This is a genomic window from Azospirillum sp. Marseille-Q6669 (assembly GCF_965111635.1).
In genome coordinates, this window is the sequence record NZ_CBCOOP010000002.1 from 299686 (window position 1) to 321798 (window position 22113).

The 22113-nt window shown below is 69.0% G+C and carries 20 protein-coding genes and 2 tRNA genes; 17 read left to right on the forward strand and 5 right to left on the reverse strand.

Annotated features, from left to right (window positions below; translation table 11 throughout):
* Positions 1-48 precede the first annotated feature (48 nt).
* A complete protein-coding gene (locus tag ACWPXE_RS12610) occupies positions 49-2889 on the forward strand; it encodes a bifunctional diguanylate cyclase/phosphodiesterase (protein ID WP_454018147.1) in 2841 nt (946 codons plus the stop codon).
* A gap of 6 nt (positions 2890-2895) precedes the next feature.
* Here the strand turns inward: ACWPXE_RS12610 and ACWPXE_RS12615 are convergent, their stop codons facing one another.
* Positions 2896-4065, reverse strand: coding sequence for an SDR family oxidoreductase (locus tag ACWPXE_RS12615; RefSeq protein ID WP_454018148.1), 1170 nt, complete (start codon positions 4063-4065; stop codon positions 2896-2898).
* A 179-nt stretch (positions 4066-4244) separates the two neighbouring features.
* Between ACWPXE_RS12615 and egtB the strand changes: the two genes are divergently transcribed.
* From egtB to thiD, 6 genes are all read left to right on the forward strand, one after another.
* Positions 4245-5516 (forward strand): ergothioneine biosynthesis protein EgtB, encoded by a 1272-nt coding sequence (gene egtB / locus ACWPXE_RS12620; RefSeq protein ID WP_454018149.1) that lies wholly within the window; start codon positions 4245-4247, stop codon positions 5514-5516.
* Positions 5516-6490, forward strand: a complete 975-nt coding sequence (gene egtD / locus ACWPXE_RS12625; RefSeq protein ID WP_454018150.1) for an L-histidine N(alpha)-methyltransferase — start codon at positions 5516-5518, stop codon at positions 6488-6490. The genes egtB and egtD overlap by 1 nt, the downstream gene beginning before the upstream one ends.
* A 78-nt stretch (positions 6491-6568) precedes the next feature.
* A complete protein-coding gene (locus ACWPXE_RS12630) occupies positions 6569-7027 on the forward strand; it encodes a hemerythrin domain-containing protein (protein WP_454018151.1) in 459 nt (152 codons plus the stop codon).
* Between the two features lie 120 nt (positions 7028-7147).
* On the forward strand, positions 7148-8308 hold the full coding sequence (gene folP / locus ACWPXE_RS12635) for a dihydropteroate synthase (protein ID WP_454018152.1): 1161 nt from the start codon (positions 7148-7150) through the stop codon (positions 8306-8308).
* Positions 8309-8438: 130 nt separating this feature from the next.
* On the forward strand, positions 8439-9806 hold the full coding sequence (glmM, locus tag ACWPXE_RS12640) for a phosphoglucosamine mutase (protein ID WP_454018153.1): 1368 nt from the start codon (positions 8439-8441) through the stop codon (positions 9804-9806).
* Between the two features lie 41 nt (positions 9807-9847).
* Positions 9848-10663 carry a bifunctional hydroxymethylpyrimidine kinase/phosphomethylpyrimidine kinase gene (gene thiD / locus ACWPXE_RS12645; RefSeq protein ID WP_454018154.1) on the forward strand — a complete coding sequence of 272 codons (816 nt, stop codon included), beginning with the start codon at positions 9848-9850 and terminating at the stop codon, positions 10661-10663.
* Positions 10664-10684: 21 nt separating this feature from the next.
* Here the strand turns inward: thiD and ACWPXE_RS12650 are convergent, their stop codons facing one another.
* Positions 10685-12079, reverse strand: coding sequence for an aminotransferase-like domain-containing protein (locus tag ACWPXE_RS12650; protein WP_014240095.1), 1395 nt, complete (start codon positions 12077-12079; stop codon positions 10685-10687).
* Between the two features lie 180 nt (positions 12080-12259).
* Here ACWPXE_RS12650 and ACWPXE_RS12655 point away from each other — a divergent pair, with 180 nt between their 5' ends.
* Positions 12260-12586: a YgaP family membrane protein gene (locus tag ACWPXE_RS12655; protein ID WP_454018155.1), complete on the forward strand. Its 327-nt coding sequence runs from the start codon at positions 12260-12262 to the stop codon at positions 12584-12586.
* 13 nt (positions 12587-12599) lie between these two features.
* On the opposite strand, the gene ACWPXE_RS12660 is transcribed toward ACWPXE_RS12655, so the two are convergent.
* Complete coding sequence (locus tag ACWPXE_RS12660) at positions 12600-12923, reverse strand: hypothetical protein (RefSeq protein ID WP_454018156.1); 324 nt, start codon at positions 12921-12923, stop codon at positions 12600-12602.
* A gap of 443 nt (positions 12924-13366) precedes the next feature.
* Here ACWPXE_RS12660 and ACWPXE_RS12665 point away from each other — a divergent pair, with 443 nt between their 5' ends.
* From ACWPXE_RS12665 to ACWPXE_RS12690, 6 genes are all read left to right on the forward strand, one after another.
* Positions 13367-14092, forward strand: coding sequence for a Bax inhibitor-1/YccA family protein (locus ACWPXE_RS12665; RefSeq protein WP_454018157.1), 726 nt, complete (start codon positions 13367-13369; stop codon positions 14090-14092).
* 264 nt (positions 14093-14356) lie between these two features.
* Positions 14357-14605 carry a DUF1127 domain-containing protein gene (locus ACWPXE_RS12670; protein WP_454018158.1) on the forward strand — a complete coding sequence of 83 codons (249 nt, stop codon included), beginning with the start codon at positions 14357-14359 and terminating at the stop codon, positions 14603-14605.
* Positions 14606-14609: 4 nt separating this feature from the next.
* Positions 14610-15026: a GNAT family N-acetyltransferase gene (locus tag ACWPXE_RS12675; protein ID WP_454018159.1), complete on the forward strand. Its 417-nt coding sequence runs from the start codon at positions 14610-14612 to the stop codon at positions 15024-15026.
* Positions 15027-15035: 9 nt separating this feature from the next.
* The gene (locus ACWPXE_RS12680) at positions 15036-15830 is read left to right on the forward strand and encodes a PhzF family phenazine biosynthesis protein (RefSeq protein WP_454018160.1); all 795 of its coding nucleotides are present in this window, start codon (positions 15036-15038) and stop codon (positions 15828-15830) included.
* A gap of 42 nt (positions 15831-15872) precedes the next feature.
* The gene (locus ACWPXE_RS12685) at positions 15873-16328 is read left to right on the forward strand and encodes a MaoC family dehydratase (protein ID WP_014240103.1); all 456 of its coding nucleotides are present in this window, start codon (positions 15873-15875) and stop codon (positions 16326-16328) included.
* 92 nt (positions 16329-16420) lie between these two features.
* Positions 16421-17704, forward strand: a complete 1284-nt coding sequence (locus ACWPXE_RS12690) for an Hsp70 family protein (protein ID WP_454018161.1) — start codon at positions 16421-16423, stop codon at positions 17702-17704.
* 154 nt (positions 17705-17858) lie between these two features.
* Here the strand turns inward: ACWPXE_RS12690 and glnA are convergent, their stop codons facing one another.
* Together glnA and ACWPXE_RS12700 are read right to left on the reverse strand one after the other, a co-directional pair.
* Positions 17859-19268 (reverse strand): type I glutamate--ammonia ligase, encoded by a 1410-nt coding sequence (gene glnA, locus ACWPXE_RS12695; protein WP_014240105.1) that lies wholly within the window; start codon positions 19266-19268, stop codon positions 17859-17861.
* Between the two features lie 272 nt (positions 19269-19540).
* On the reverse strand, positions 19541-19879 hold the full coding sequence (locus ACWPXE_RS12700) for a P-II family nitrogen regulator (protein WP_014240107.1): 339 nt from the start codon (positions 19877-19879) through the stop codon (positions 19541-19543).
* A gap of 326 nt (positions 19880-20205) precedes the next feature.
* Between ACWPXE_RS12700 and ACWPXE_RS12705 the strand changes: the two genes are divergently transcribed.
* The 3 genes from ACWPXE_RS12705 (at position 20206) to ACWPXE_RS12715 (ending at position 22062) form a co-directional block, all read left to right on the forward strand.
* Positions 20206-20281 (forward strand) — tRNA-His (locus tag ACWPXE_RS12705).
* Positions 20282-20390: 109 nt separating this feature from the next.
* Positions 20391-20466: transfer RNA gene (locus ACWPXE_RS12710), tRNA-His, on the forward strand.
* A gap of 129 nt (positions 20467-20595) precedes the next feature.
* Complete coding sequence (locus tag ACWPXE_RS12715; RefSeq protein WP_454018162.1) at positions 20596-22062, forward strand: NAD(P)H-hydrate dehydratase; 1467 nt, start codon at positions 20596-20598, stop codon at positions 22060-22062.
* Positions 22063-22113 lie beyond the last annotated feature (51 nt).

Consider the following 22113-nt stretch of genomic DNA (forward strand, 5'->3'; position numbering starts at 1 on the left):
CGGCGCGCGTCGTTTCCTCCGGCGGGTTCCGGGTGGGCGGCGGGCGGCATGGGCGCCCCCGAAGGGCGCCGCAGCGGCGTGACAGGCAGCTTCGGTACGGCCATGCAGAGGTCTTCAAGCCCCGATCCGATCGACCTGGCGCCCAGCGGGTTCGCCACGGATTCGGTGGCTGTTCCGAAGCGTCTTCCCCTGCTGGCCCTGCTGGCCGCGCTTCTCCTGACCGCCCTGGCTTGGCACGACACCCGGCAGCGCGTCGCCGCGGACGCTGACAGCCGCTTCGCCCTGCGGGTGGAGGAACTGCACCGCCGGTTCGAGAACCAGATCCAGGTCTATGTTCAGGTGACGCGCTCCGCCGCCGCCCTGTTCACCGCCTATCCGGAGGTGAAACGCGCGGAATGGAACCGCTTCGTGGACGGGCTGCACCTCGTGGAGCGCTTCCCCGGCATCACCGCCGTCGCCTTCGCACGGGTTGCCGACCAATGGACGAGCCCGGAGCTGGTGACGGAAGCCCGGATGGACGGGCTGCGAAACTTCCGCATCTGGCCGGAAGCGACCGGTCCGGTCCGGCTCGTCACCCTTTACGCCGCTCCGGTCAGCGAAAGCACCCTGCGCACGCTCGGCTACGACCTGCTGTCGGAACCGGTCCGTCGCGCCGCCGCGGAGCAGGCGCGGGACAGCGGCGAGCCGGCGGTCACCCGCGCCGTCGCCCTGCGGCTCGACGAGGGGGAAGCCTCGCCGCCCGCCTTCATCGTGTTCCAGGCCGTCTACCGCGACGGGCTGAGCCCCGCCACGCAGGAGCAGCGGCGGGCCACCCTCGCTGGGCTGGTGATGACCCCGATCCACGTCGCTCCGCTGGCCGAGTCCGTGTTCGGACGGATGAACGACATCGCCGCGACGGTGTTCGAAGGGCGGCGGGAGTTTCCGCTCTACCGCAGCCGCCCGGAGCCGTCGGAGCAGCCGTTGCTGACGGCGAGCCGGGACGTCACACTGGGCAGCCGCGTCTGGTCGGTCCAGTACGAAAGCCGTTCAAGCTTCGAGGACGCTGTGGACAGCTGGAAGCCGACGCTGGTCCTGGCGACGGGGCTGTCGCTCAGCGTTCTCCTGTCCGCCCTGCTGTGGGCGCTGGCCGCGACGCGCGACCGGGCGCTGGTGATCGCCCGGCGCATCACCGCCTCGCTGCGCCGTCGCGAGACGGAACTGGATCTGCTGTTCAATCAGGCGCCGCTGGGCATCGCCCTCATCGGTCCGGACGCCAAGATCACTGACTGCAACCCGGCCTTCGCCCGCGCGGTCGGGGTGGGGCGTGACGGGCTGATCGGAATCGACACGAAGCTGCGCGCTCAGGACCCGGCGGTGATCGCCGCCATCGACTCCGCCATCGCCGGGGAGAGCGTGCGGCTGGAGGTCGACCGGCTGCTTCTGGCCGGTGGTCGGCACAGCCATTTCTCCCTTCACCTCCAGCCGGTGTCCACCCCCGGCGACCCGCCCTTCGTCATGGCCTTCGTGGAGGACATCGGCGACAAGCGACGGGCCGAGCAGCACATTCACTATCTGGCCCATTACGATCCGCTGACCGGCCTGCCCAACCGGGTCCTGCTGTTCGACCGCATCGCCCAGGCCGCCCGGCAGGCGCGACGCGACGGTGGCAAGGTCGCCGTTCTGTTCATCGATCTGGACCATTTCAAGGTGATCAACGACAGCCTGGGCCACTCTTTCGGTGACGAGGTGCTGCGGTCGGTGGCGCGGCGGCTGCACGGCGGGATGCAGCCGACCGATACGGTGGGTCGGCTGGGCGGCGACGAGTTCCTGATCGTCGTGCCGACCATCCAGAAGGCCGCGGAGGCCGCTGCGGTGGCGGACAAGGTGCTGGCTCAGCTCGCCGCGCCCTTCGCCATCGGCGGGCGGAACTTCGTGGTGTCGCCCAGCATCGGCATCAGCCTGTTCCCCGACGACGCGGAGGACGCCGAGGGACTGATCCGCTGCGCCGACATCGCGATGTACAACGCCAAGGACGCCGGGCGGAACGCCTACCGTTTCGTCACGCGCGAGATGGGCGCGCGGTCCCGCGAGCGTCTGGATCTGGAGGCGGCGCTGCGCCGTGCCCTGCAGAATCGGGAGCTGTTCCTCGTCTACCAGCCGCAGCTGCGCATTTCCGACGACCTCGTGGTCGGGGTGGAGGCTCTGTTGCGCTGGCGCCACCCGGAAGCCGGCCTCATCATGCCCAACCGTTTCCTGCCGGTGGCCGAGGAGACCGGCCTGATCCAGGCCATCGGCGATTGGGTGCTGGACGAGGTGTGCGCCCAGATCGGCCGCTGGCGCGACCAGATCGGTCTGGCGGTGCCGGTCGCCGTGAACGTCTCTGCACAGCAGTTCCGCGACGGCCAGCTTCCCGCCAAGGTGGCCGCCGCGCTCGACCGCAACGGCCTCCAAGGGTGGGAACTGGAGATCGAGGTCACCGAAGGCACCCTGATCGACGACATTCCGTCGGCCATCGCGACGCTGCGCGCGCTGAAGCAGCGTGGGTGCCTGATCGCGCTGGACGATTTCGGCACTGGCTACTCCTCGCTCAACTACCTGCACCGCTTCCCGATCGACAAGCTGAAGATCGACCGGTCCTTCATCCACGATCTCGAGCAGGACGGGGCCGGCGATTCCATTCCGCGGGCCATCGTTGGGCTGGGCCGCAGCCTGGGCCTGTCGGTGGTCGCCGAGGGTGTGGAGACGGAGGCGCAGCTCCAGCTTCTGCGCAGTCTCAAATGCGAGAGTTTCCAGGGCTATCTGTTCAGCCGCCCGGTCCTGGCGGAGGAACTGGAACCGATCCTGGCGCGGCGTGGCGCCCGCGGCCATCCCGCGTCGAAGGTGGAGCCGATGGCCAGGGAGCCGGTGTAGCGGCGGTCAGCGGGGAAAGGTCACCACACCTTCCTCCGCGGCTTGCCAGGCGGGCTTCGCGTTGTGGCCGATGGTGCTGCGCTCCTCGTCCATCCGGTCGCGATGGTGCTGCATCGATCGGTGGTGGCGGTTCAGCCCGGCTGCATCGCCGTCGCCCGACCCGTCATTGTCCCGCACCCAACCGCGCGCCACCGCCGTTCCGGCCAGGATCCCGAAGCCGGCGACCACCGCGGTGGTGATCCAGGGGTGCATCCTGGCCTCGGTGTAGAGGCTGGTTTCGCGCACGAAGCGATGCCGGCCGGCGCGCTCCCGTCCGTCGTCGCCGTGGCTGTGCAGGGCGTCGTTGCGCGGGCGGAGCGGCCCGCCGGAGCGGATGACCCGCGGCAGGGTCCGCTCCATGATCCGGTCGGTGAGCCGCGGCGCGAAGGTCTCCGCCAATGCGAACAGCTTGGCACCGCCGCCGACATAAAGGTCACGCATCGGCCGGCGGGCGCAATGCAGGATGGCCTTCGCCACGACCTCCGGCGCGTAGACCGGGGGCGGGTTGTTCGGCTCCACCTCCATCAGGTTCAGGGCGTGGTCCTCGTAGAGGCTGTCGACGGCCGCCGGCTTGATCAGGCTGACCGAGATGGGCGCGCCCTCCGCCTCCAACTCCATGCGAAGCGCGTCGGTGAAGCCCTTCACGGCGTGCTTGGTGGCGACATAGGCGCCCTGAAGCGGGATGGCGCGGTCGGACAGCACGCTGCCGATGTTGATCAGCGCCCCGCCGTTCCGCCGCAGGTGAGGGATGGCGGCCAGCGAGCCGTTGACCACGCCCCAGTAGTTCGTCTCGAACAGGCGGCGGTGGTCGTCCGGGGCGGTGTCCAGGAGCTTGCCGATGATCGCCACGCCGGCGTTGTTCACCCAGGTGTCGATCCGGCCATAGCTGCGGACCGCCGCGTCGGCCACGCGCCGCAGGGCGTCGGGGTCGGCCACGTCGGCGACGCAGTGGATCGCGTCCCCGCCCGCGGCGCGAATCTCCTCGGCCGCCTGGGCGAGCGCGTCGCGGTCGCGGGCGACCAGCACGACCTTTGCGCCCTGCCGGGCGGCCATGCGGGCGGTGACCAGACCGATGCCGCTCGACGCGCCGGTGATGATGATCACCTGCTCGTCAATGGGTTTAAGCCGCGGTTGCATGGGTGCCGTTCCTCCATCGTTCGATTGTCGGAATCCGTGCGTCATCCGCTGTGAACAGGCGGTGTGGCGGAGCGTTGCCGCCGGGTGGTGCGTCCGGGCCACTCCGAAAGGAGGGTTGGCGGGTCAGCGAAGCGGCACAGCTTTACCGGGACCTGTCAGGCGGGGAGGACACAGCGCCCATGCTCAAAACAGCCGCCAAAGCCGGCGGACTCGCCGACCGATTCCGCCGGGTGCGCGCCACCTCGGCGGAACTGGCCGTCGGGCTGTCGCCGGAGGATCAGGTGGTGCAGTCCATGCCGGACGCCAGCCCGGTCAAATGGCATCTGGCCCACACGACGTGGTTCTTCGAAACCTTTCTGCTGATCCCGAATTTGCCGGGCTACCGGCCCTTCGATCCGGCCTTCGGCTACCTCTTCAATTCCTATTACGAGGCCGTCGGCGCCCGCCATCCGCGGCCCCGGCGCGGTCTGGTGACGCGGCCCGGCGTGGCCGAGGTGGCGGCCTTCCGCGACCATGTCGACGCCGCCATGCTGACCCTGCTGGAGCGTGGCGACGCCGAGCGGCTGGCCCCGCTGGTGACGCTCGGTCTTGCGCACGAGGAGCAGCATCAGGAACTGATCCTGATGGACCTGCTGCACCTGTTCTCCTGCAACCCGGTCGCGCCGGCCTATCGGCCCTTCCGCTCGGCCTTGCGCGGCACCGCCCATGAGGGGCGCTGGATCGCGGTGGACGGCGGGATCGTCGCGGTCGGCCACGGCGGCGAGGGCTTCGCCTTCGACAACGAGGGGCCGCGGCACGAGGTGCTGCTGCGCCCCTTCCGCCTGTTCTCCCGCGCGGTGACCAACAGGGAGTGGCTGGCCTTCGTCGAGGACGGCGGCTACCGCAACCCGGCGCTCTGGCTGTCCGACGGCTGGACCACAGTCAACGCGGAGGGGTGGGAGGCGCCGGCCTACTGGCGGCGTGGCGAGGATGGCGGCTGGCGGGAGTTCACCCTGTTGGGCGAGCATCCGCTGGACGAGGACGCCCCGGTCTGCCACGTCGGCTTCTACGAGGCCGACGCCTTCGCCCGCTGGGCCGGCAAGCGCCTGCCGACGGAGGCCGAATGGGAAACCGCCGCCGGCAACATGCTGGGCATCGGGCTATCCCCAACCGGCAACACGCTGGGCAGCGGCCTGCTGCGCCCGGTGGCCGCCGTGGCGGGCGATGGCCTCACCCAAATGTTCGGCGATGTCTGGGAATGGACGTCCAGCGCCTACAGCGGCTATCCGGGCTTCCGTCCCGCCGCCGGGGCGGTCGGCGAATACAACGGCAAGTTCATGGCCAACCAGTATGTGTTGCGCGGCGGATGCTGCGCCACGCCGGACGGCCATGCCCGCGCCACCTACCGGAATTTCTTCTATCCGCACCAGCGCTGGATGTTCAGCGGCGTGCGCCTCGCGGAGGACGCCTGATGACCGCAATTTCCGCCGCCCGCGCCCATCCGGCACAGGGGCCGGCGCAGGACGATGTGTTCCTGTCCGATGTGCTGGAGGGTCTGTCCCGCCCGGACAAGAGCCTTCCCTGCAAGTACTTCTACGACGCCGAAGGCTCGGCCCTGTTCGACGCCATCTGCACGCTCGACGAATATTACCCGACGCGGACCGAGACGGCGCTGCTGCACGACCGTGCCGAGGAGATCGCCGCTCTCGCCGGGCGCGGCGCCACCCTGGTGGAACTGGGCAGCGGGTCGAGCGTGAAGGTGCGCATCCTGCTCGACGCGCTGGACGCGCCGGCCATGTATGTGCCGGTGGACATCAGCCGCGACCATCTGATCGCCGCCGCCGCCCGGCTGGCCGGCGACTACCCGGCGGTGACGGTGGTGCCGGTGGCCGCCGATTATGTGCGGGGCTTCGCGCTGCCGCGGGGCGTCGCACCGGAGCGGACGATGGCCTTCTTCCCCGGCAGCACCATCGGCAATTTCCGGCCCGCCGAGGCGATGACCTTCCTGAACGGCCTCGGGCGGCGGCTCGGTTCCGGAGCGCGGCTGCTGATCGGGGTGGACCTGCGCAAGGACCCGGCGGTGCTGGAGGCCGCCTACGACGACGCGCGCGGTGTGACCGCCGCCTTCAACATGAACCTGCTCGCCCGCATCAACCGCGAGCTGGACGGCACCTTCGATCTGGACCGCTTCGCCCATGTCGCCCGCTACGACACCGCGCGCGGGCGGATCGAGATGCATCTGCGCAGCCTGGACGACCAGACCGTCCGCATCGCCGGCCATCCCATCCGCTTTGCCCGCGGCGAGACGATCCACACCGAGAACTCCTACAAATACTCCGTCCCTGGCTTCCGCCGCCTCGCCGCCCGCGCCGGCTGGCACACGGAGCGGAGCTGGACCGACGAGCAGAGCCTGTTCAGCCTGCACTGGATGGTTCGGCATGGCTGACCCCGTTTGGCACCGGGAACACCATATCCGGAGCAGGGTTGAGTCCCGTCGAGACACCGCAACAACGGGACAGGCCCCATGACCAGCATCTTCGACCGGATCAAGCAGGACCACGACACCATCCGCCGCCTGCTCGACGCGGCCGAGAAAGCGGACGGCGACGGGCGCGCCGCCTACGAGGACTTGCAGCGCGAGCTGTGGGCCCATGGCAAGATCGAGGAGGCCGTCTTCTACCAGTCGCTGTCCAAGGCGAAGAACACCAAGCAGGAAACCACCGAGGGACTGAACGAGCACCACATCATCAACGGCTTCCTCGACGAGCTGAACGCCATGCCCGCCGACAGCACGGCCTGGAAGGCGAAGCTCCAGGTGCTCGGCGAAATCACCCGCCACCACCTCGACGAGGAGGAGGAGGAGCTGTTCGAGGAGGCCAAGAAGGCGCTCGACGACAAGCGCGCCGAGGAACTCGGCAGCATCTACGGGGAGCGCAAGAAGCAGATGCTGGCCGCCCTGGCCCCGTTGCCCAAGAGCGCATAACCAGCGCGTGACGCCAAGCGCGACGGCGTTCGGAGTGAAAGAGTGGACCGCAGTCTCTTGCGTCGGGGCTTCCCGCCGTGACAGGCTGCGGTCTTCCGTTCCGCTGCACGAACCGTCGCCATGCCCCCGATCGCAAAGACCCCGATCGCCAAGCCCGCCCCGAAATCCGCCGCCGGCTCGCTCGCCTCCTTCGCGCCCTGGGCGGGGGAGGGCGGCGTCCGCGTCTATCTGAGGCCGGTCGGTCTGCTGCCCATCGCCGCCTGGAGCGCCGGTGCGGCGGTGCCGCTGGCCGGCGGATGCTTTTCCTTCGCCACCGCCGAACTGATCGTCCGGCAGGGCGCGCGGATCGAGCGGGCCTTTGCACCGCTGACCGAGATCATGGCCTGGGGGTGGGAGCGCGGCACCGCCGTGGCGCAGAGCCTGGACAAGCGGCTGGGCGCGCTGACCCGCGGGCGGGCGCCGTTCGCTGGGCTGGACCTCGGTCGCCCGCGCATCATGGCGATTGTCAACGTGACGCCGGACAGCTTTTCCGACGGCGGCGACTTCTTCGACGCCGGGACCGCCATCGCCCACGGCGAAGCGATGCTGGGGGCCGGGGCCGACCTGCTGGACGTCGGCGGCGAGTCCACCCGACCCGGCTCCGCCCCCGTGTCGCCGGAGGAGGAGGAGGCCCGTGTCCTGCCGGTGGTCCGCCACTTCGCGGCCAAGGGCGCCGTGGTCTCGGTGGACACGCGGCACGCGCGGGTGATGCGCGCGGCGCTCGACGCCGGGGCGGCGCTGATCAACGATGTGGCCGGGCTGCGCGACCCCGGCGCGCTGCCGCTGGTGGCGGAAAAGGCGGCCCTCGTGGTCGTCATGCACATGCGGGGCGAACCCGGCACCATGCAGCAGAATCCGGTTTATGAGGACGCGGCGCTCGACGTCTTCGACTGGCTGGAGGAGCGGGTGGAGGCCTGCCTCGCCGCCGGGGTGGCGCTGGAGCGCATCGCCATCGATCCCGGGATCGGCTTCGGCAAGACGGTGGAGCACAATCTCGACATCCTGCGCCACACCGCCCTTTATCACGGGTTGGGCTGCGCCCTGCTGATCGGGCTGTCGCGCAAGACCCTGATCGGCAAGCTGTCGCGGAGCGAGCCGCCGAAGGAACGTCTGGCCGGTTCGCTGGCCGGGGGGCTGGAAACGCTGAACCAGGGCGCGCAGATCCTGCGTGTGCATGACGTTCCCCAAACGATCCAGGCGCGCGCCGTCTGGGAGGGGCTGCATCCTGCAAGGGTGCCGTGATCGAAGCGCGCACGTAACCCTTTGGCGTCTGCGCGGAAGGGTTCTTGACCCTGCCCCCCGCGGCAAGCGATGACCTTCTCACCACATCCGCGATTGCGGTACAGTGACTGGCCTATTCCTGAGGGATTTCATGACGCGACACCTGTTCGGCACCGACGGCATCCGTGGCACCGCCAACATCGACCCGATGACGGCGGAAACCGCCCTGCGCGTCGCGATGGCGTCCGCTTTGCAGTTCCGCCGGGGTGACCACCGGCACCGTGTGGTGATCGGCAAGGACACCCGTCTGTCGGGTTATCTTCTGGAGCCGGCGCTGACCGCGGGCTTCATCTCCATGGGCATGGACGTGGTGCTGCTCGGCCCGCTGCCGACGCCCGCCGTCGCCATGCTGACGCGCTCGCTTCGCGCCGACCTCGGCGTGATGATCTCCGCCTCGCACAACCCGTATCAGGACAACGGCATCAAGCTGTTCGGGCCGGACGGCTACAAGCTGTCGGACGCGGTGGAGATCGCCATCGAGACGCGCATGGGCCAGCCCTTCGCGCCGGACCTCGCCGGCTCGGCCGATCTCGGCCGCGCCTCGCGCCTTGAGGATTCGACGGGCCGCTACATCGAGTATGTGAAGAACACCTTCCCGCGCGGCCTGCGGCTGGACGGGCTGAAGATCGTCGTGGACTGCGCCAATGGCGCCGCCTACCGCGTTGCCCCGAAGGTGCTGTACGAGCTGGGGGCCGAGGTGATCCCGGTCGGGGTCAACCCGGACGGCCTGAACATCAACAAGGACTGCGGCGCCACCGCCACCCGGACCCTGCAGGAGCAGGTGGTGGCCCATGGCGCCCATCTGGGCATTGCGCTGGACGGCGACGCCGACCGCCTGATCATGGTCGACGAGGCCGGGCGCGTCGTCGACGGCGATCAGGTCATGGCGCTCATCGCCTCCTCCTGGGCACAGGCGCAGACGCTGAAGGGCGGCGGCGTGGTCGCCACGGTGATGTCCAACCTGGGCATGGAACGGCACCTCCAGGGGCTGGGCATCGCGCTGGTCCGTACCCCGGTCGGCGACCGCTATGTGGTGGAACATATGCGCGAGCACGGCTACAACGTCGGTGGGGAGCAGTCGGGGCACGTCGTGCTGTCCGACTATTCCACGACCGGCGACGGGCTGATCGCCGCACTCCAGGTCCTGGCGGTGCTGATCCAGTCCGGCGGCCGGGCGGCCAGCGAGGTCTGTCAGGTCTTCGCCCCGGTGCCGCAGAAGCTGACCAACGTCCGCTTCGCCGCCGGTTCGAAGCCGCTGGAGATCGCCTCCGTCCAGGCGGCGATCCGCGACGGCGAGGCGCGGCTGAACGGGTCGGGACGCATCCTGATCCGCAAGTCGGGGACCGAGCCGGTGATCCGCGTCATGGCGGAAGGCGACGACGAAGGGCTGGTGCACGCGGTGGTGGCCGACATTGCCGGCGCCATCACGGACGCCGCCCGGCTGGAGACCGCCTCCTAAGGCCCACCCTCCAACCAGACGACCAGACGGAAGCAATCCCGATGCAGGCCCACCCGATCAACGGCCGTGTTCTCATCGTCGCCGGGTCCGATTCCGGCGGCGGTGCCGGCATCCAGGCGGACATCAAGGCGGTCAGCGCGCTGAACGCCTTTGCCATGACCGCCATCGCGGCGCTGACCGCGCAGAACACGACGGGGGTCTATGGCGTGCTGCCCGTTGACCCGGCCTTCGTCGCCCTGCAGATGAAGGTGGTGCTGGAGGACCTGGGGGCCGACAGCATCAAGATCGGCATGCTCGCCAACGCCGCCGTCATCGAGGCGGTGGCCGACGAGTATGAGGCGCGGGCCATCAACGTTCCGCTGGTCGTCGATCCGGTGATGGTCTCGAAAAGCGGCCATTTCCTGCTGGAGCCGGACGCTGTGCAGACCCTGCGCAAGCGCCTGCTGCCCCATGCGGAACTGGTCACTCCCAACCTGCCGGAGGCGGAAGCTCTGACCGACATCCCGGTGCGCAACCTGGACGATATGCGCCGCGCCGCCGAGATGATCCGCACCTTTGGGCCGAAGGCCGTACTGCTGAAGGGCGGTCATCTGGAGGACGAGCGGCTGTGCGATCTGCTGCTCACCGAGGACGGCGAAGAAGTGTTCGAGGGACGGCGCATCCACACCCCGCACACCCACGGCACCGGCTGCACCCTGGCCTCGGCCATCGCCGCCGGCGTCGCCCAGGGATTGGGCGTGCGCGATTCGGTGGCCCGCGCCCGCGCCTATGTGGACGAGGCCATCCGCTCCGCCCCCGGTTTCGGGCACGGCCACGGCCCGTTGAACCACCTGCACACGGTCCGGCCGTTCCCGTAAGGGCGCGGCCGTTCCGTCTCCTCACACGATCGACAGCATCGCTGTCTGCGGATTCTCGAGCAGGTCGGCCAGCGTGCGCAGGCCGCGCGCCAGCTCGTCCCGGCTGTGCGGGTGGCAGAGGCCCAGCCGCACGGCGTGGGGCGCGCTGGCCCGGCCCACGGCGAACACGTCGCCGCCGGTCACCTTCACGCCGCGGCGCATCGCCTCGGCGATGAAGTCGTCGCGCCGCCAGGGCTCGGGCAGGACCAGCCAGAGATGCTGCGCCGACGCGTGTCCGCAGACGGCGCTGGCAGGCAGGATGGAGCGGGCGATCTGCTGGCGCGCGATGGCTTCCCCGCGCTGGGCTTCGGCGATGCGGTCGGCGCTGCCGTCGGTGATCCAACGCGTCGCGACCTCCGGCGGCAGGGGCGGGGAGGAGTATTGCAGGGCGCGGATGACCGCCTCGACCCGCGGCACCAGGGCCGGCGGAGCGACGACGTAGCCGACGCGCAGGCCGGCCGACACGCTCTTGGACAGGCTGTTCACGTAGACGGTGACGTCCGGGGCGATGGCCTGGATGGGCTTCACGTCATGCACCAGGAAGCCGAACACGTCGTCCTCCACCAGCATCACCCCGTAGCGGCGGGCGATCGCCGCGATCTCCATGCGTCGGGCCTGCGGCATGACGGAGGCGGTGGGGTTGTGCAGGGTCGGCACCAGATACAGCGCCTTGGGCGCCAGACGGCGGCAGGCGCTGTCGAAACTGTCTGGGACCACGCCATGGTCGTCGATGGCGATGCCCTCCAGATGGTAGCCCTCGACCGCGCTCAGCGTCTTCATGCCGTAATTGGTCAGCCGCTCCGTCAGCACGACATCGCCGGGACGCGCCACCGCGGCCAGCGCCACCGCCATGGCGTTCTGCGCGCCGGTGGTCAGCAGGACGGTGTCGGGTGAAGCCGCTGCCCGGTGCTGACGGGTGAGCCATTGCGCCCCGGCGGCGCGGTGGGCGGGTAGGCCGGCGTGCGGCGCGTATTCCAGCAGCGCCCCAAGATTCGGCGACGCGCCGATGGCGGCCAGGGTGGCGCCCATCATCGGCACCGACATCGGGTGCTCCGGAGTCACGACCGTCATGTTGATAACCGAGGGTTCGGGCCGCGGAGTCCAGCTGAAGGGGTCGGAGGGGGGCATGTGCCGCTGCCCCTGCACGAAGGTACCGCGCCCGACCTCGCCGCCGATCAACCCGCGCTTCTCCGCCTCCGTGTAGGCGCGAGTGATGGTGCCGACGGTGACGCCGAGGCGGTAGGCGAGGTCGCGGTGGGTGGGGAGCCGTGTACCCGGAGCGAGCCGGCCGCCGGCAATGTCATCGGACAGGGCATCGGCGATTGCGCGGTAACGGGGGCCTTGCCGGCCCTCCAGATCAGGAACCCAATTTGTCATAGGGACAATGATGACATTGTACCGATCCTTCGGCAAGTGTCACCGCATTGTCGCCATTGTGCGTGTCCGGTTGCGCTGCGCGTCCGGGAACCCGGATGGCCGGGCGGGCGTTGCAGTCAGGACCGCCCGGCGCTGCTTCGGCATCCCTTTCGCGCCGGGCACAGCCGGGAGAACGCAGGCATGAGCGCCGAAAACGCCATCCGACACACCTACGACCGCTTCTTCGGGGGCGAACGGAATCTCGGGCCGCTGGAACGCGCCGTGTCCACCGGCCTCGGCCTCGTCATGGCGGCGGGCGGCGTGCGCCGCGGCGCCGACGTGCGGGGCGCCATCATGGGGCTGGCCGGCGCCGCCCTGGTGGCCCGCGGCATGAGCGGCCATTGTCCTCTGAAGGCCATGGTGGCGGACGAGGATCACGACCGCCTGTCCGGTCCGCGCGCAGAGCGTTACAGCCCCGGCGAAGGGCCGCTGGAGCGCACGCCGGCCCGCACCGGGTCCTATTCCTGACGCAACGTGATGGTCATGAGGACGAGGAAGCGGCACGACGGCGCCGCTTCCACTCCTTCCAACGCCGTTCGCCGCGCACCAGCGCGCGGTTGATCGGCGGGCGAAGGAACGGAACGTCGTAAGCGAGCAGAACGAGGCCGAGGGGCAGCATCCAGATGCCCAGCACGGGCAGGAAGCTGAACAGGCCGCCGAGAATCAGCAGCAGCCCGGCGGGGACGCGCACCCAGGTCGCCCGCGGCTCGCGGAGCCAGGCCAGCGTCCGCGCCATGGAGTCGGGAAGCTTCTCCTGGATGCGATCCACCCGCCGTTCGAGGCGTCTGTGGTGCTGGTCGCTCAACGCGGCACTCTCCATCTTGTTGATCCGGCTCTGGTGGTTGTTGAAGGATGAGGCGGCGCCCCGGCTTCCCGGACCCGCCGCTCCCAAGCCGCCATATGGGAACAGCCAGGCGTGTTCCAAGCTCCCGTTCGTGTGGAACCTGTGAGGGACGGGTATCTTGAAAGGCGGCGGCCACACGGCCAATTATTAGGACAATCAGGGTCCGGGCCCCTCTGGCAGCCGAGTCATCGGTTATGAGGTGGGGGCTGCGATGTCGGATCTCTTCATCTGCCTTTGCGCCGACGGGCGTAACCGCATCTGGAGGGTTCTTCGATGGACAGCGCAGCCATCCCTTCCCGCCGCCGCTCAAGCGCGGACGATCCGCTGCCATGTGCCCACCGCCGGTCGGAGGCTTGCCGGTCAAAGGCCCGCCGGTCAGAGGCTTGAACGAGGGAGTTTTCGCAATGTTCGACCAGTATCCCAACCAGAGTCGTTGGGGCGCGGGCGCCGCGGGCGTGGACCGTGCGGCGTTCGACGAGGGCCTGCGCAAGCACATGCTGCGGGTTTACAACTTCATGATGCTCGGCCTGGGCGTGACGGGGCTTGTGGCGCTGTTCGTGGCGAGCACGCCGGCGCTGTACGTTCCGATCTTCACGACCCCGCTGAAGTGGGTGGTGATGCTGGCGCCGCTGGCCTTCATCATGGTGCTGTCCTTCCGCTTCCACGCGATGTCGGCCAGCGCGCTGCAGGGGCTGTTCTGGGCCTTCTGCGCGGTGATGGGCGTGTCGATGGCGTCGATCTTCCTGGTCTTCACCGGGGCCAGCGTGGCGCGGGTGTTCTTCATCACCGCGGCGATGTTCGCGGCGATGAGCCTGTGGGGCTACACCACCAAGGCCGACCTGTCGAAGATGGGCTCGTTCCTGATGATGGGCCTGATCGGCATCGTCATCGCCAGTCTGGTCAACATCTTCGTCGGCTCCAGCGCGCTGCAGTTCGCCGTCTCGGTCATCGGCGTGGTCATCTTCACAGGCCTGACCGCCTACGACACCCAGCGCATCAAGGAGGAGTACGCCGAGGGCTACGGGCACGAGGGCAACACCAAGCTCGCCGTCATGGGCGCTCTCTCACTCTACCTCAACTTCATCAACCTCTTCCAAATGCTCCTCCAACTCATGGGCAACCGCGAGTAACGGGACCCCTTCCGGCGCCAGTCAGGGGGGCCACACCGGGCCGGCCGCTTTCCGCGGCCGGCCTTTTTCATGCCCGGACGGTGAGGTCGCCGGAGGGTGGGCTCGTTCAGGGGTGTGCGTCACTGGGGGGTGTGGCCGTCGGGATACATCCGATATCGGAAATGTAATGGTGACAATAACGACATTGACCGGGACGATTGTGTCGACATAATCCCCATTGTCTCGATTGTTCGGGGCTGAATGTTTTGACGAAGGAGGTTCATCATGCGCACCACGGAAGCGACCCGCTCGTCCGGATCGTCCTCGTTCACGGCCGTCTTCAAGGTCATCGCGCGCGCCCTCACCGTCGGCATCCGCCCCGTCTGGTTCGTGATGGAGGCCGGTCTGAACGGCTATGAACGGTGGCGGCAGCGGCAGGCGCTGATGCGGCTGGACGATCATCTGCTGAAGGACATCGGCGTGTCCCGCGCCGACGTGGACAGCGAAGTCAGCAAGCCGTTCTGGCGGGGTTGATGCGATGAGCGCCGATGCGATCCTCTACGCCGTCGAGCCCGACCTGACCGCCGACGCCTTCATCGACGTGCTCCACCGCTCCGGGCTGGCCGAACGCCGGCCCGTGGCGGACCGCCCGCGGGTGGAGGCGATGCTGCGCAACGCCGGCTTGATCGTCACCGCCCGCGACGCGGACGGGCAATTGGTCGGCGTCGCCCGGTCCGTCACCGATTTCGCCTTCTGCTGCTACCTGTCCGACCTCGCCGTCGACCGCGCCTGTCAGGGGCGCGGCATCGGCAAGGAGCTGATGCGCCGGACCCGCGCCGCGGTGGGGGAGGGCGTGACCTGCCTTCTCCTGTCGGCGCCCAAGGCGGTCACCTTCTATGAGGCGGCGGGGATGGAGCGGCACGCCCAGGCGTTCCTGTTCACCGAGAAACCCTAAGGAGGCACCGTGCGCCTTCCCCTGTATCAGGTCGATGCCTTCGCGGACGCGGTGTTCGCGGGCAACCCGGCGGCGGTCGTGCCGCTGGAGGACTGGCTTCCCGATGCGACGCTCCAGGCCATCGCGGCGGAAAACAACCTGGCGGAAACCGCCTTCCTCGTCCGTCGCGGCGACGGTTACGAGATCCGCTGGTTCACCCCGACGGTCGAGGTGGACCTGTGCGGCCACGCCACGCTGGCCTCGGCCTTCGTCATCGCGACGATGCTGGAGTGGGGCTGCCCGCGCATCGACTTCGCCACCCGGGAAGTCGGAACCCTCAGCGTCACCCGCAACGGCGACCTCTATACGCTGGATTTCCCCAGCCGCCCGCCGGAACCGCTGGCCGGTCCGCCGGCCGGCCTGCTCGACGCGCTGGGCGGGCCACCGCCGACGGCGCTGCTGAAGGCGCGCGACCTCGTGGTCGTCTATGACGACGAGGCGACGGTGCGCGGCCTGACCCCCGACATGAGCGCCCTGGCCCGGCTGGAGGATTTCTACGCGGTCATCGTGACGGCGCCGGGCAGCGGTGGCGTGGACTTCGTCTCCCGCTTCTTCGCGCCGGCCCAGGGGATTCCCGAAGACCCGGTGACCGGCTCCGCCCATTGCACGCTGATCCCCTACTGGGCGCGGCGGCTGGGCAAGGAGCGGCTGAAGGCCCGGCAGGTCTCGGCCCGCGGCGGTTCCCTGTCCTGTGAACTGGGCGGCGACCGTGTGAAGATCGCCGGGAAAGCGGTTCTCTATATGGATGGCGCCATCTACATTTAGCGCCGTCCATACGAGGACCAATGGAACGGGAGGGCAGCGGGCATGGCGGGGCGTTACTTCGAGGATTTCCGCGTCGGTGACGTGATCGACACCGAAGGGGCGACGGTCACCGACAGCCAGATCATGGATTTCGCCCAACGCTTCGACCCGCAACCCTTCCACATGGACGCGGTGGCCGCGGCGGAGGGGCCGTTCGGCGGGCTGATCGCCAGCGGCTTCCACACCTTGTCCCTGACCTTCCGGCTGTTCCGCGACACCGGGGCCATCACCGGCACCAGCCTGGGCGGCTCGGGCGGCGACGAACTGCGCTGGCTGCGCCCGGTGCGGCCCGGCGACACGCTGCGCGTCCGGGTCGAGGTGGTGGAGGCCATCCCGTCCCGCCGCGGCGACCGTGGCACGGTCCGGCTGGCCTACACCACGCTGAACCAGCATGGCGAGGCGGTGATGACCATCACCCTGAACCACATCGTGGCCACCCGCAGCGTTCCGGCCGAATAAGAAGGACAAGCGCGGCCTGTTCCGTCGCGCGTCTTGATCCGCAGGCCCGGCCCCTGTATAGCCTCGCCCCTTCCATCACGGCGGGGGTTCCCATGACGGCTTGCGGCCTCGATTTCGGCACGTCCAACACGACGCTCGGCGTGCGGACGGCGTCCGCGGCTGCCGGCACGGGAGGGAGCGGCTACGGTCTGCTTGCCCTCGACGGGGCGCGGACGACTCTGCCCAGCGCCGTCTTCTTCGATTTCGAAGCCGATGCGGTGACGGTCGGGCAGGCGGCCATCGACTCCTACGCGTCGGGCGTCGAGGGGCGTTTGATGCGCTCCATCAAGTCGATGCTGGGCACCGACCTGATCGACGCCGACACCGCGCTGCGCAAGGGCCGGATCACCTTCCGCGCGGTCATCGCCACCTTCCTGGCGGCGGTCAAGGAGCGGGCGGAGACGGCGCTCGGCGGCGAACTGACCGATGTGGTGCTGGGCCGCCCGGTGCATTTCGTCGACGGCGACCCGGCGGGCGACGCCGCGGCGGAGGAGGCGCTGGGCGAGATCGCCCGCTCCGTCGGTTTCCGCGGCATTTCCTTCCAATATGAGCCCATCGCCGCCGCGCTCGACTACGAGCAGCAGGTGGAGCGGGAGGAACTGGCCCTGATCGCCGACATCGGCGGCGGCACGTCGGACTTCTCCATCGTCCGCATCGGGCCGGAGCGGCGCGGGCGGGCCGACCGCAGCGCCGACATCCTGGCCAACGACGGCATCCGCGTCGGCGGCACCGACTTCGACCGCGACCTGTCCCTGGCGACGGCCATGCCGCTGCTGGGCCATGGCAGCGCCATGAAGCGCCCCGGTCTGCTGGCCCCCAAGCATCTGTTCTTCGATCTGGCGACCTGGTCGAAGATCAACTTCCTCTACACCGCCAAGGCGATGGCCGACCTGGAGCGCCTGAAGCGCGATTCCGCCACCCCGGACCGCATCGAGCGGCTGATCGGCGTGGTCGAGCACCGGCTGGGCCATGCCCTGGCCATGGCGGTGGAGCGCACCAAGATCGCCCTGTCCGACGGGCCGGAAGCCGGCCTGTTGCTGGATTGGGGCGGCAGCGGCATGACGCGCCCGGTGTCGGTAGTCGAGTTGAACGAGGCGACGGCGATCCTGGCCGGCCGCATCGGCGGGCGGGTGCGCGCCTGTCTGGCCGAGGCCGGCACGCTGCCTGCGGAGATCGACGCGGTGTTCCTGACCGGCGGCTCCACGCTGCTGCCGCAGGTGCGGGCAGCCATCCTGGCCGAGCTGCCCGGCGCCCGCGTGGTGGAGGGCAACATCTTCGGTTCGGTCGGCACCGGCCTGACCATCGAGGCGGCGCGGCGCTTCGGCGGCACCGCCTGAGGTTTCCCTCAAGTCCCGGACACGAAAAAGCCCACCGGCGGTGTCGCCGGTGGGCTTTTTCGTGCTCTGCTCCACGGTTCGGTCCTCCGGTGGTGCCCGCCGCGCCGCGAGGGCGGGGCGGACACCGGAAACCGGCGGACCGAGGTCCGAAGGATCAGACCGAGTAGTACATCTTGTACTCGATCGGGTGCGGCATGGTCTCGAAGGCCAGCAGCTCCTCGGTGCGCAGGTCGATGTAGGACTCGATCATGTCCTTGGTGAACACGTCGCCCTTCTGCAGGAAGGCGCTGTCGGCCTTCAGGCTGTCCAGGGCCTCGCGCAGCGAGCCGCAAACCGTCGGAACCTTGGCCAGCTCTTCGGCCGGCAGGTCGTACAGGTTCTTGTCCATCGCCTCGCCCGGATGGATCTTGTTCTGGATGCCGTCCAGACCGGCCATCAGCAGGGCGGCGAAGGCCAGGTACGGGTTGGCCGACGGATCCGGGAAGCGGACCTCGACGCGCTTGCCCTTCGGCGAGGCGACGTACGGGATGCGGCAGGAGGCCGAACGGTTGCGGGCCGAGTAGGCCAGCAGAACCGGAGCCTCGTAGCCCGGGACCAGACGCTTGTAGGAGTTGGTCGTCGGGTTGGTGAAGGCGTTCAGCGCCTTGGCGTGCTTGATGATGCCGCCGATGTAGTACAGCGCCAGCTCCGACAGGTCGGCGTACTGGTTGCCGGCGAACAGCGGCTGGCCTTCCTTCCAGATCGACTGGTGCATGTGCATGCCCGAGCCGTTGTCGCCGAAGACGGGCTTCGGCATGAAGGTCGCGGTCTTGCCGTAGGCGTGGGCGACGTTGTGCACGACGTACTTGTAGTACTGCATGTTGTCGCCGGTGCGGACCAGCGTGTCGAACTTGATGCCCAGCTCATGCTGCGAAGCGGCCACCTCGTGGTGGTGCTTCTCGACCGGCACGCCCATCTCGGCGAGGACGCTCAGCATCTCGGCGCGCAGGTCCGAGCCGCTGTCGACCGGAGCGACCGGGAAGTAGCCGCCCTTGACGCCCGGGCGGTGGCCCAGGTTGCCGTCCTCATAGTCCTTGTCCGAGGTGTACGGGCCTTCCTCCGAGTCGAACTCGTAGGACACCTTGTTCATCTCGACCTTGAACTTCACGTCGTCGAAGACGAAGAACTCGGCTTCCGGGCCGAAGTAGGCGGTGTCGCCGATGCCGGCCGACGCCATGTACTTCTCGGCGGCCTTCGCGATGCCGCGCGGGCAGCGGGCGTAGGGCTGGCCGGTCGACGGCTCGTACACGTCGCAGAGGATGTTCAGCGTCGGCTGGGCCGAGAACGGGTCCATGACGGCGGTGGTCGGGTCGAGCTGGAGGATCATGTCCGACTCGTTGATCGCCTTCCAGCCGGCGATCGAGGAGCCGTCGAACATGATGCCGTCCTCGAACACGTCCTCGTCGATGGTCGAGACGTGCTGAGCGGTGTGGTGCAGCTTGCCGCGCGGGTCGGTGAAGCGGAGGTCCACGTACTTGACGTCGTGTTCCTTGATCAGGTCGAAGACCTTGCTGATGTCGGACATATCTCTTTTTCCACGCTTAAGAGGTTTGGGTCCCGCTGCGTCAAACCGACCGAGGGGCGGGTGACGGCGCTCGCGGCGGACGTTATGTCATGCCTTTCCCAAGCGCACAACGTGACAGCACAAAAAGTCGCGCCCGGTGGGGCTTCCACGCACGGATCGTTCCGCTCGCGGTTGCGACGGTCTGCGTCGGCCAGATCTGCGTCGGCCGGCTTTGCGTCGGTTGTGGGCGGGGCTGGTTCATGGTGGCCGGTGGTCGGGTTTTCGGGACGCGATCAGATCGCGTCGCCTCCCTTCTCGCCGGTCCGGATGCGGACAACTTCTTCCACGGGGGTGACGAAGATCTTGCCGTCGCCGATGCGGCCGGTGTGGGCGGCCTGCTGGATCGCCTCGATCGCCCGCTCCACCAGGGAGTCCTCCATCACCACCTCGATCTTCACCTTCGGCAGGAAGTCGACCACATACTCCGCGCCGCGGTACAGCTCGGTGTGCCCCTTCTGACGGCCGAAGCCCTTGGCCTCGGTGACGGTGATGCCCTTGATGCCGACTTCGTGAAGGGCTTCCTTCACTTCGTCGAGTTTGAACGGCTTAATGATGGCTTCGATCTTCTTCATGGGTCTCTCGTGTACGAGGTGCCAACGTCGGCAGGCACCGTCCACGGCTCTGCCGACGGTCCGAAGTAAAGCACGTTGCGTGCCAATCGGAGGGGTTGCGATCCGGCTGCGTGGGATGCCGGGCCGCAGCGGGCCGATGCCACCGCGGGCGGCACGCAACTGCCAACGGATAGGGCGAAGTGAACAATATTTGTGCACAAGCTGCAAGCAATCCGCGCAGCCACACCCTTTCGGAGGGGCTAGTGCCGGCTTTTCAGATTGATCAATGCGGTGGAAAATAGAGCTTGACCCGACCCGTCCCTTGGGGCAAATAGGCGACCCCGGTGGCGGTGGTAGCTCAGTTGGTAGAGCTCTCGGTTGTGGTCCGAGCGGTCGTGGGTTCGAGTCCCATCCATCGCCCCAGTCCCCCTTGACGGTGGATGCGCTTGCCTCGTGAGGAGTTCACGTCAGCATTGCATCGATCGGTGCGGCGGGTGGGGTGTTTGCGGACGGTTCATTCCGTCCCCCGGTGGCGGTGGTAGCTCAGTTGGTAGAGCTCTCGGTTGTGGTCCGAGCGGTCGTGGGTTCGAGTCCCATCCATCGCCCCAGTTCTTCCTTCCAATTCCTGTGCCATTCAGGCCATTCCTTTCATTCCTCCTGTGCCCGGCTATGCTGCGGCCGTCGCGGTGCTTATTGTGCCGGGTGACGGTGATGCGGGGTTGCGGCGGGTGGAGGCGATGGACGAACTGCTTTCCGTGGCGGAGATGTACCGCGCCGACGCGCTGACCATGGCGGGCGGCGTGCCGGGGCCTGTGCTGATGGAAGCGGCGGGGGCCGCGGTTGTGCGCGCGGTCTGCGAGCGCTGGGCGCCGCACCCGACGGTCGTCCTGTGCGGGCCGGGCAACAACGGCGGCGACGGGTTCGTCATCGCGCGTCTTCTTCTCGAAGCGGGTTGGCCGGTGCGGCTGGCCCTGCTGGGGTCGCGCTCCGCCCTGCGCGGCGACGCGGCGGTGGCGGCCGGGCGCTGGACCGGGCCGGTGGAAGCCGCCGACCCGTGGCTGCTGGAAGGCAATCCTCTGGTGATCGACGCGCTGTTCGGAGCCGGGCTGGCCCGTCCGCTCGACGGCATGGCGAAGGAGGTGGTCGAGGCGATGGCAGGGCGCACCGTCGTTGCCGTGGACGTGCCGAGCGGCCTGCACGGCGACAGCGGCCAAGTGATGGGGGTGGCCCCGCAGGCGGCGCTGACCGTCACCTTCTTCCGCCGCAAGCCCGGCCACCTGCTGCTGCCGGGCCGGGTCCTCTGCGGGGAGGTGGTGGTCGCCGACATCGGCATTCCGGACAGCGTGCTGGACGCCATCGCGCCGCAAACCCTGGTGAACGGCCCTGACCTGTGGCGACAACGCTACCCCTGGCCGCGGCTCGACGCGCACAAATACGCGCGGGGGCACGCCGTCGTGCTGGGCGGGGCGCGGATGACCGGCGCGGCGCGGTTGTCGGCAAGAGGGGCTCTGCGCGCCGGGGCGGGGCTGGTCACGGTGGCCTGTCCGCCCGACTCGATGCCGGTCTACGCCGCCGGCTCGCCCAGCCTGATCGTGACCGATGTGGCGGACGGTGGCGCCTTCGCGAGGCTGCTGGCGGACCCGCGGAAGAACGCGGTGCTGCTGGGGCCGGGCGCCGGAGTCGGGGATGGCACACGGGGCCATGTCCTGGCCGCCCTGGGCGCCGGCAAGGCCTGCGTGCTGGACGCCGACGCGCTGACCAGCTTCGCCGAGTCGCCCGCCGACCTGCTCGACCGGCTGAACGGGCGCTGTCTGCTGACCCCGCACGAAGGCGAATTCGCCCGGGTCTTTCCGGATATCGCGGCGCAGGAGGGCGGCAAATTGACCCGCGCCCGTGCCGCGGCGGCGCGCTGTGGCGCGGTCGTCCTTTTGAAGGGTGCCGACACGGTGGTCGCGGCACCGGATGGGCGGGCCGTCATCAACGCCAACGCTCCGGCCGATCTGGCGACCGCTGGGTCGGGGGATGTGCTGGCGGGCATCGCGCTCGGGCTGATCGCCCAGGGGATGGACGCGTTCGACGCCGCCTGCGCCGCGGTCTGGCTGCACGGCGAGGCGGCGAACGCCTTCGGACCGGGTCTGATCGCCGAGGATCTGCCGGACGCGCTGCCGGGGGTGTTGAGGCGGCTCAAGGCGGGCGCGCGCTGACCCGGCGTCCCCAGGGCATACATACGCCTGGACAGGGGGCTTACCCTTAAG

Excerpts from the sequence above, each read along its gene's own strand:
- ACWPXE_RS12610 (WP_454018147.1), top strand. The coding sequence starts at position 49 with ATGGGCGCCCCCGAAGGGCGCCGCAGCGGCGTGACAGGCAGCTTCGGT.
- ACWPXE_RS12615 (WP_454018148.1), bottom strand. The coding sequence starts at position 4,065 with ATGCAACCGCGGCTTAAACCCATTGACGAGCAGGTGATCATCATCACC.
- egtB (WP_454018149.1), top strand. The coding sequence starts at position 4,245 with ATGCTCAAAACAGCCGCCAAAGCCGGCGGACTCGCCGACCGATTCCGC.
- egtD (WP_454018150.1), top strand. The coding sequence starts at position 5,516 with ATGACCGCAATTTCCGCCGCCCGCGCCCATCCGGCACAGGGGCCGGCG.
- ACWPXE_RS12630 (WP_454018151.1), top strand. The coding sequence starts at position 6,569 with ATGACCAGCATCTTCGACCGGATCAAGCAGGACCACGACACCATCCGC.
- folP (WP_454018152.1), top strand. The coding sequence starts at position 7,148 with ATGCCCCCGATCGCAAAGACCCCGATCGCCAAGCCCGCCCCGAAATCC.
- glmM (WP_454018153.1), top strand. The coding sequence starts at position 8,439 with ATGACGCGACACCTGTTCGGCACCGACGGCATCCGTGGCACCGCCAAC.
- thiD (WP_454018154.1), top strand. The coding sequence starts at position 9,848 with ATGCAGGCCCACCCGATCAACGGCCGTGTTCTCATCGTCGCCGGGTCC.
- ACWPXE_RS12650 (WP_014240095.1), bottom strand. The coding sequence starts at position 12,079 with ATGACAAATTGGGTTCCTGATCTGGAGGGCCGGCAAGGCCCCCGTTAC.
- ACWPXE_RS12655 (WP_454018155.1), top strand. The coding sequence starts at position 12,260 with ATGAGCGCCGAAAACGCCATCCGACACACCTACGACCGCTTCTTCGGG.
- ACWPXE_RS12665 (WP_454018157.1), top strand. The coding sequence starts at position 13,367 with ATGTTCGACCAGTATCCCAACCAGAGTCGTTGGGGCGCGGGCGCCGCG.
- ACWPXE_RS12670 (WP_454018158.1), top strand. The coding sequence starts at position 14,357 with ATGCGCACCACGGAAGCGACCCGCTCGTCCGGATCGTCCTCGTTCACG.
- ACWPXE_RS12675 (WP_454018159.1), top strand. The coding sequence starts at position 14,610 with ATGAGCGCCGATGCGATCCTCTACGCCGTCGAGCCCGACCTGACCGCC.
- ACWPXE_RS12685 (WP_014240103.1), top strand. The coding sequence starts at position 15,873 with ATGGCGGGGCGTTACTTCGAGGATTTCCGCGTCGGTGACGTGATCGAC.
- ACWPXE_RS12690 (WP_454018161.1), top strand. The coding sequence starts at position 16,421 with ATGACGGCTTGCGGCCTCGATTTCGGCACGTCCAACACGACGCTCGGC.
- glnA (WP_014240105.1), bottom strand. The coding sequence starts at position 19,268 with ATGTCCGACATCAGCAAGGTCTTCGACCTGATCAAGGAACACGACGTC.
- ACWPXE_RS12700 (WP_014240107.1), bottom strand. The coding sequence starts at position 19,879 with ATGAAGAAGATCGAAGCCATCATTAAGCCGTTCAAACTCGACGAAGTG.
- ACWPXE_RS12715 (WP_454018162.1), top strand. The coding sequence starts at position 20,596 with ATGGACGAACTGCTTTCCGTGGCGGAGATGTACCGCGCCGACGCGCTG.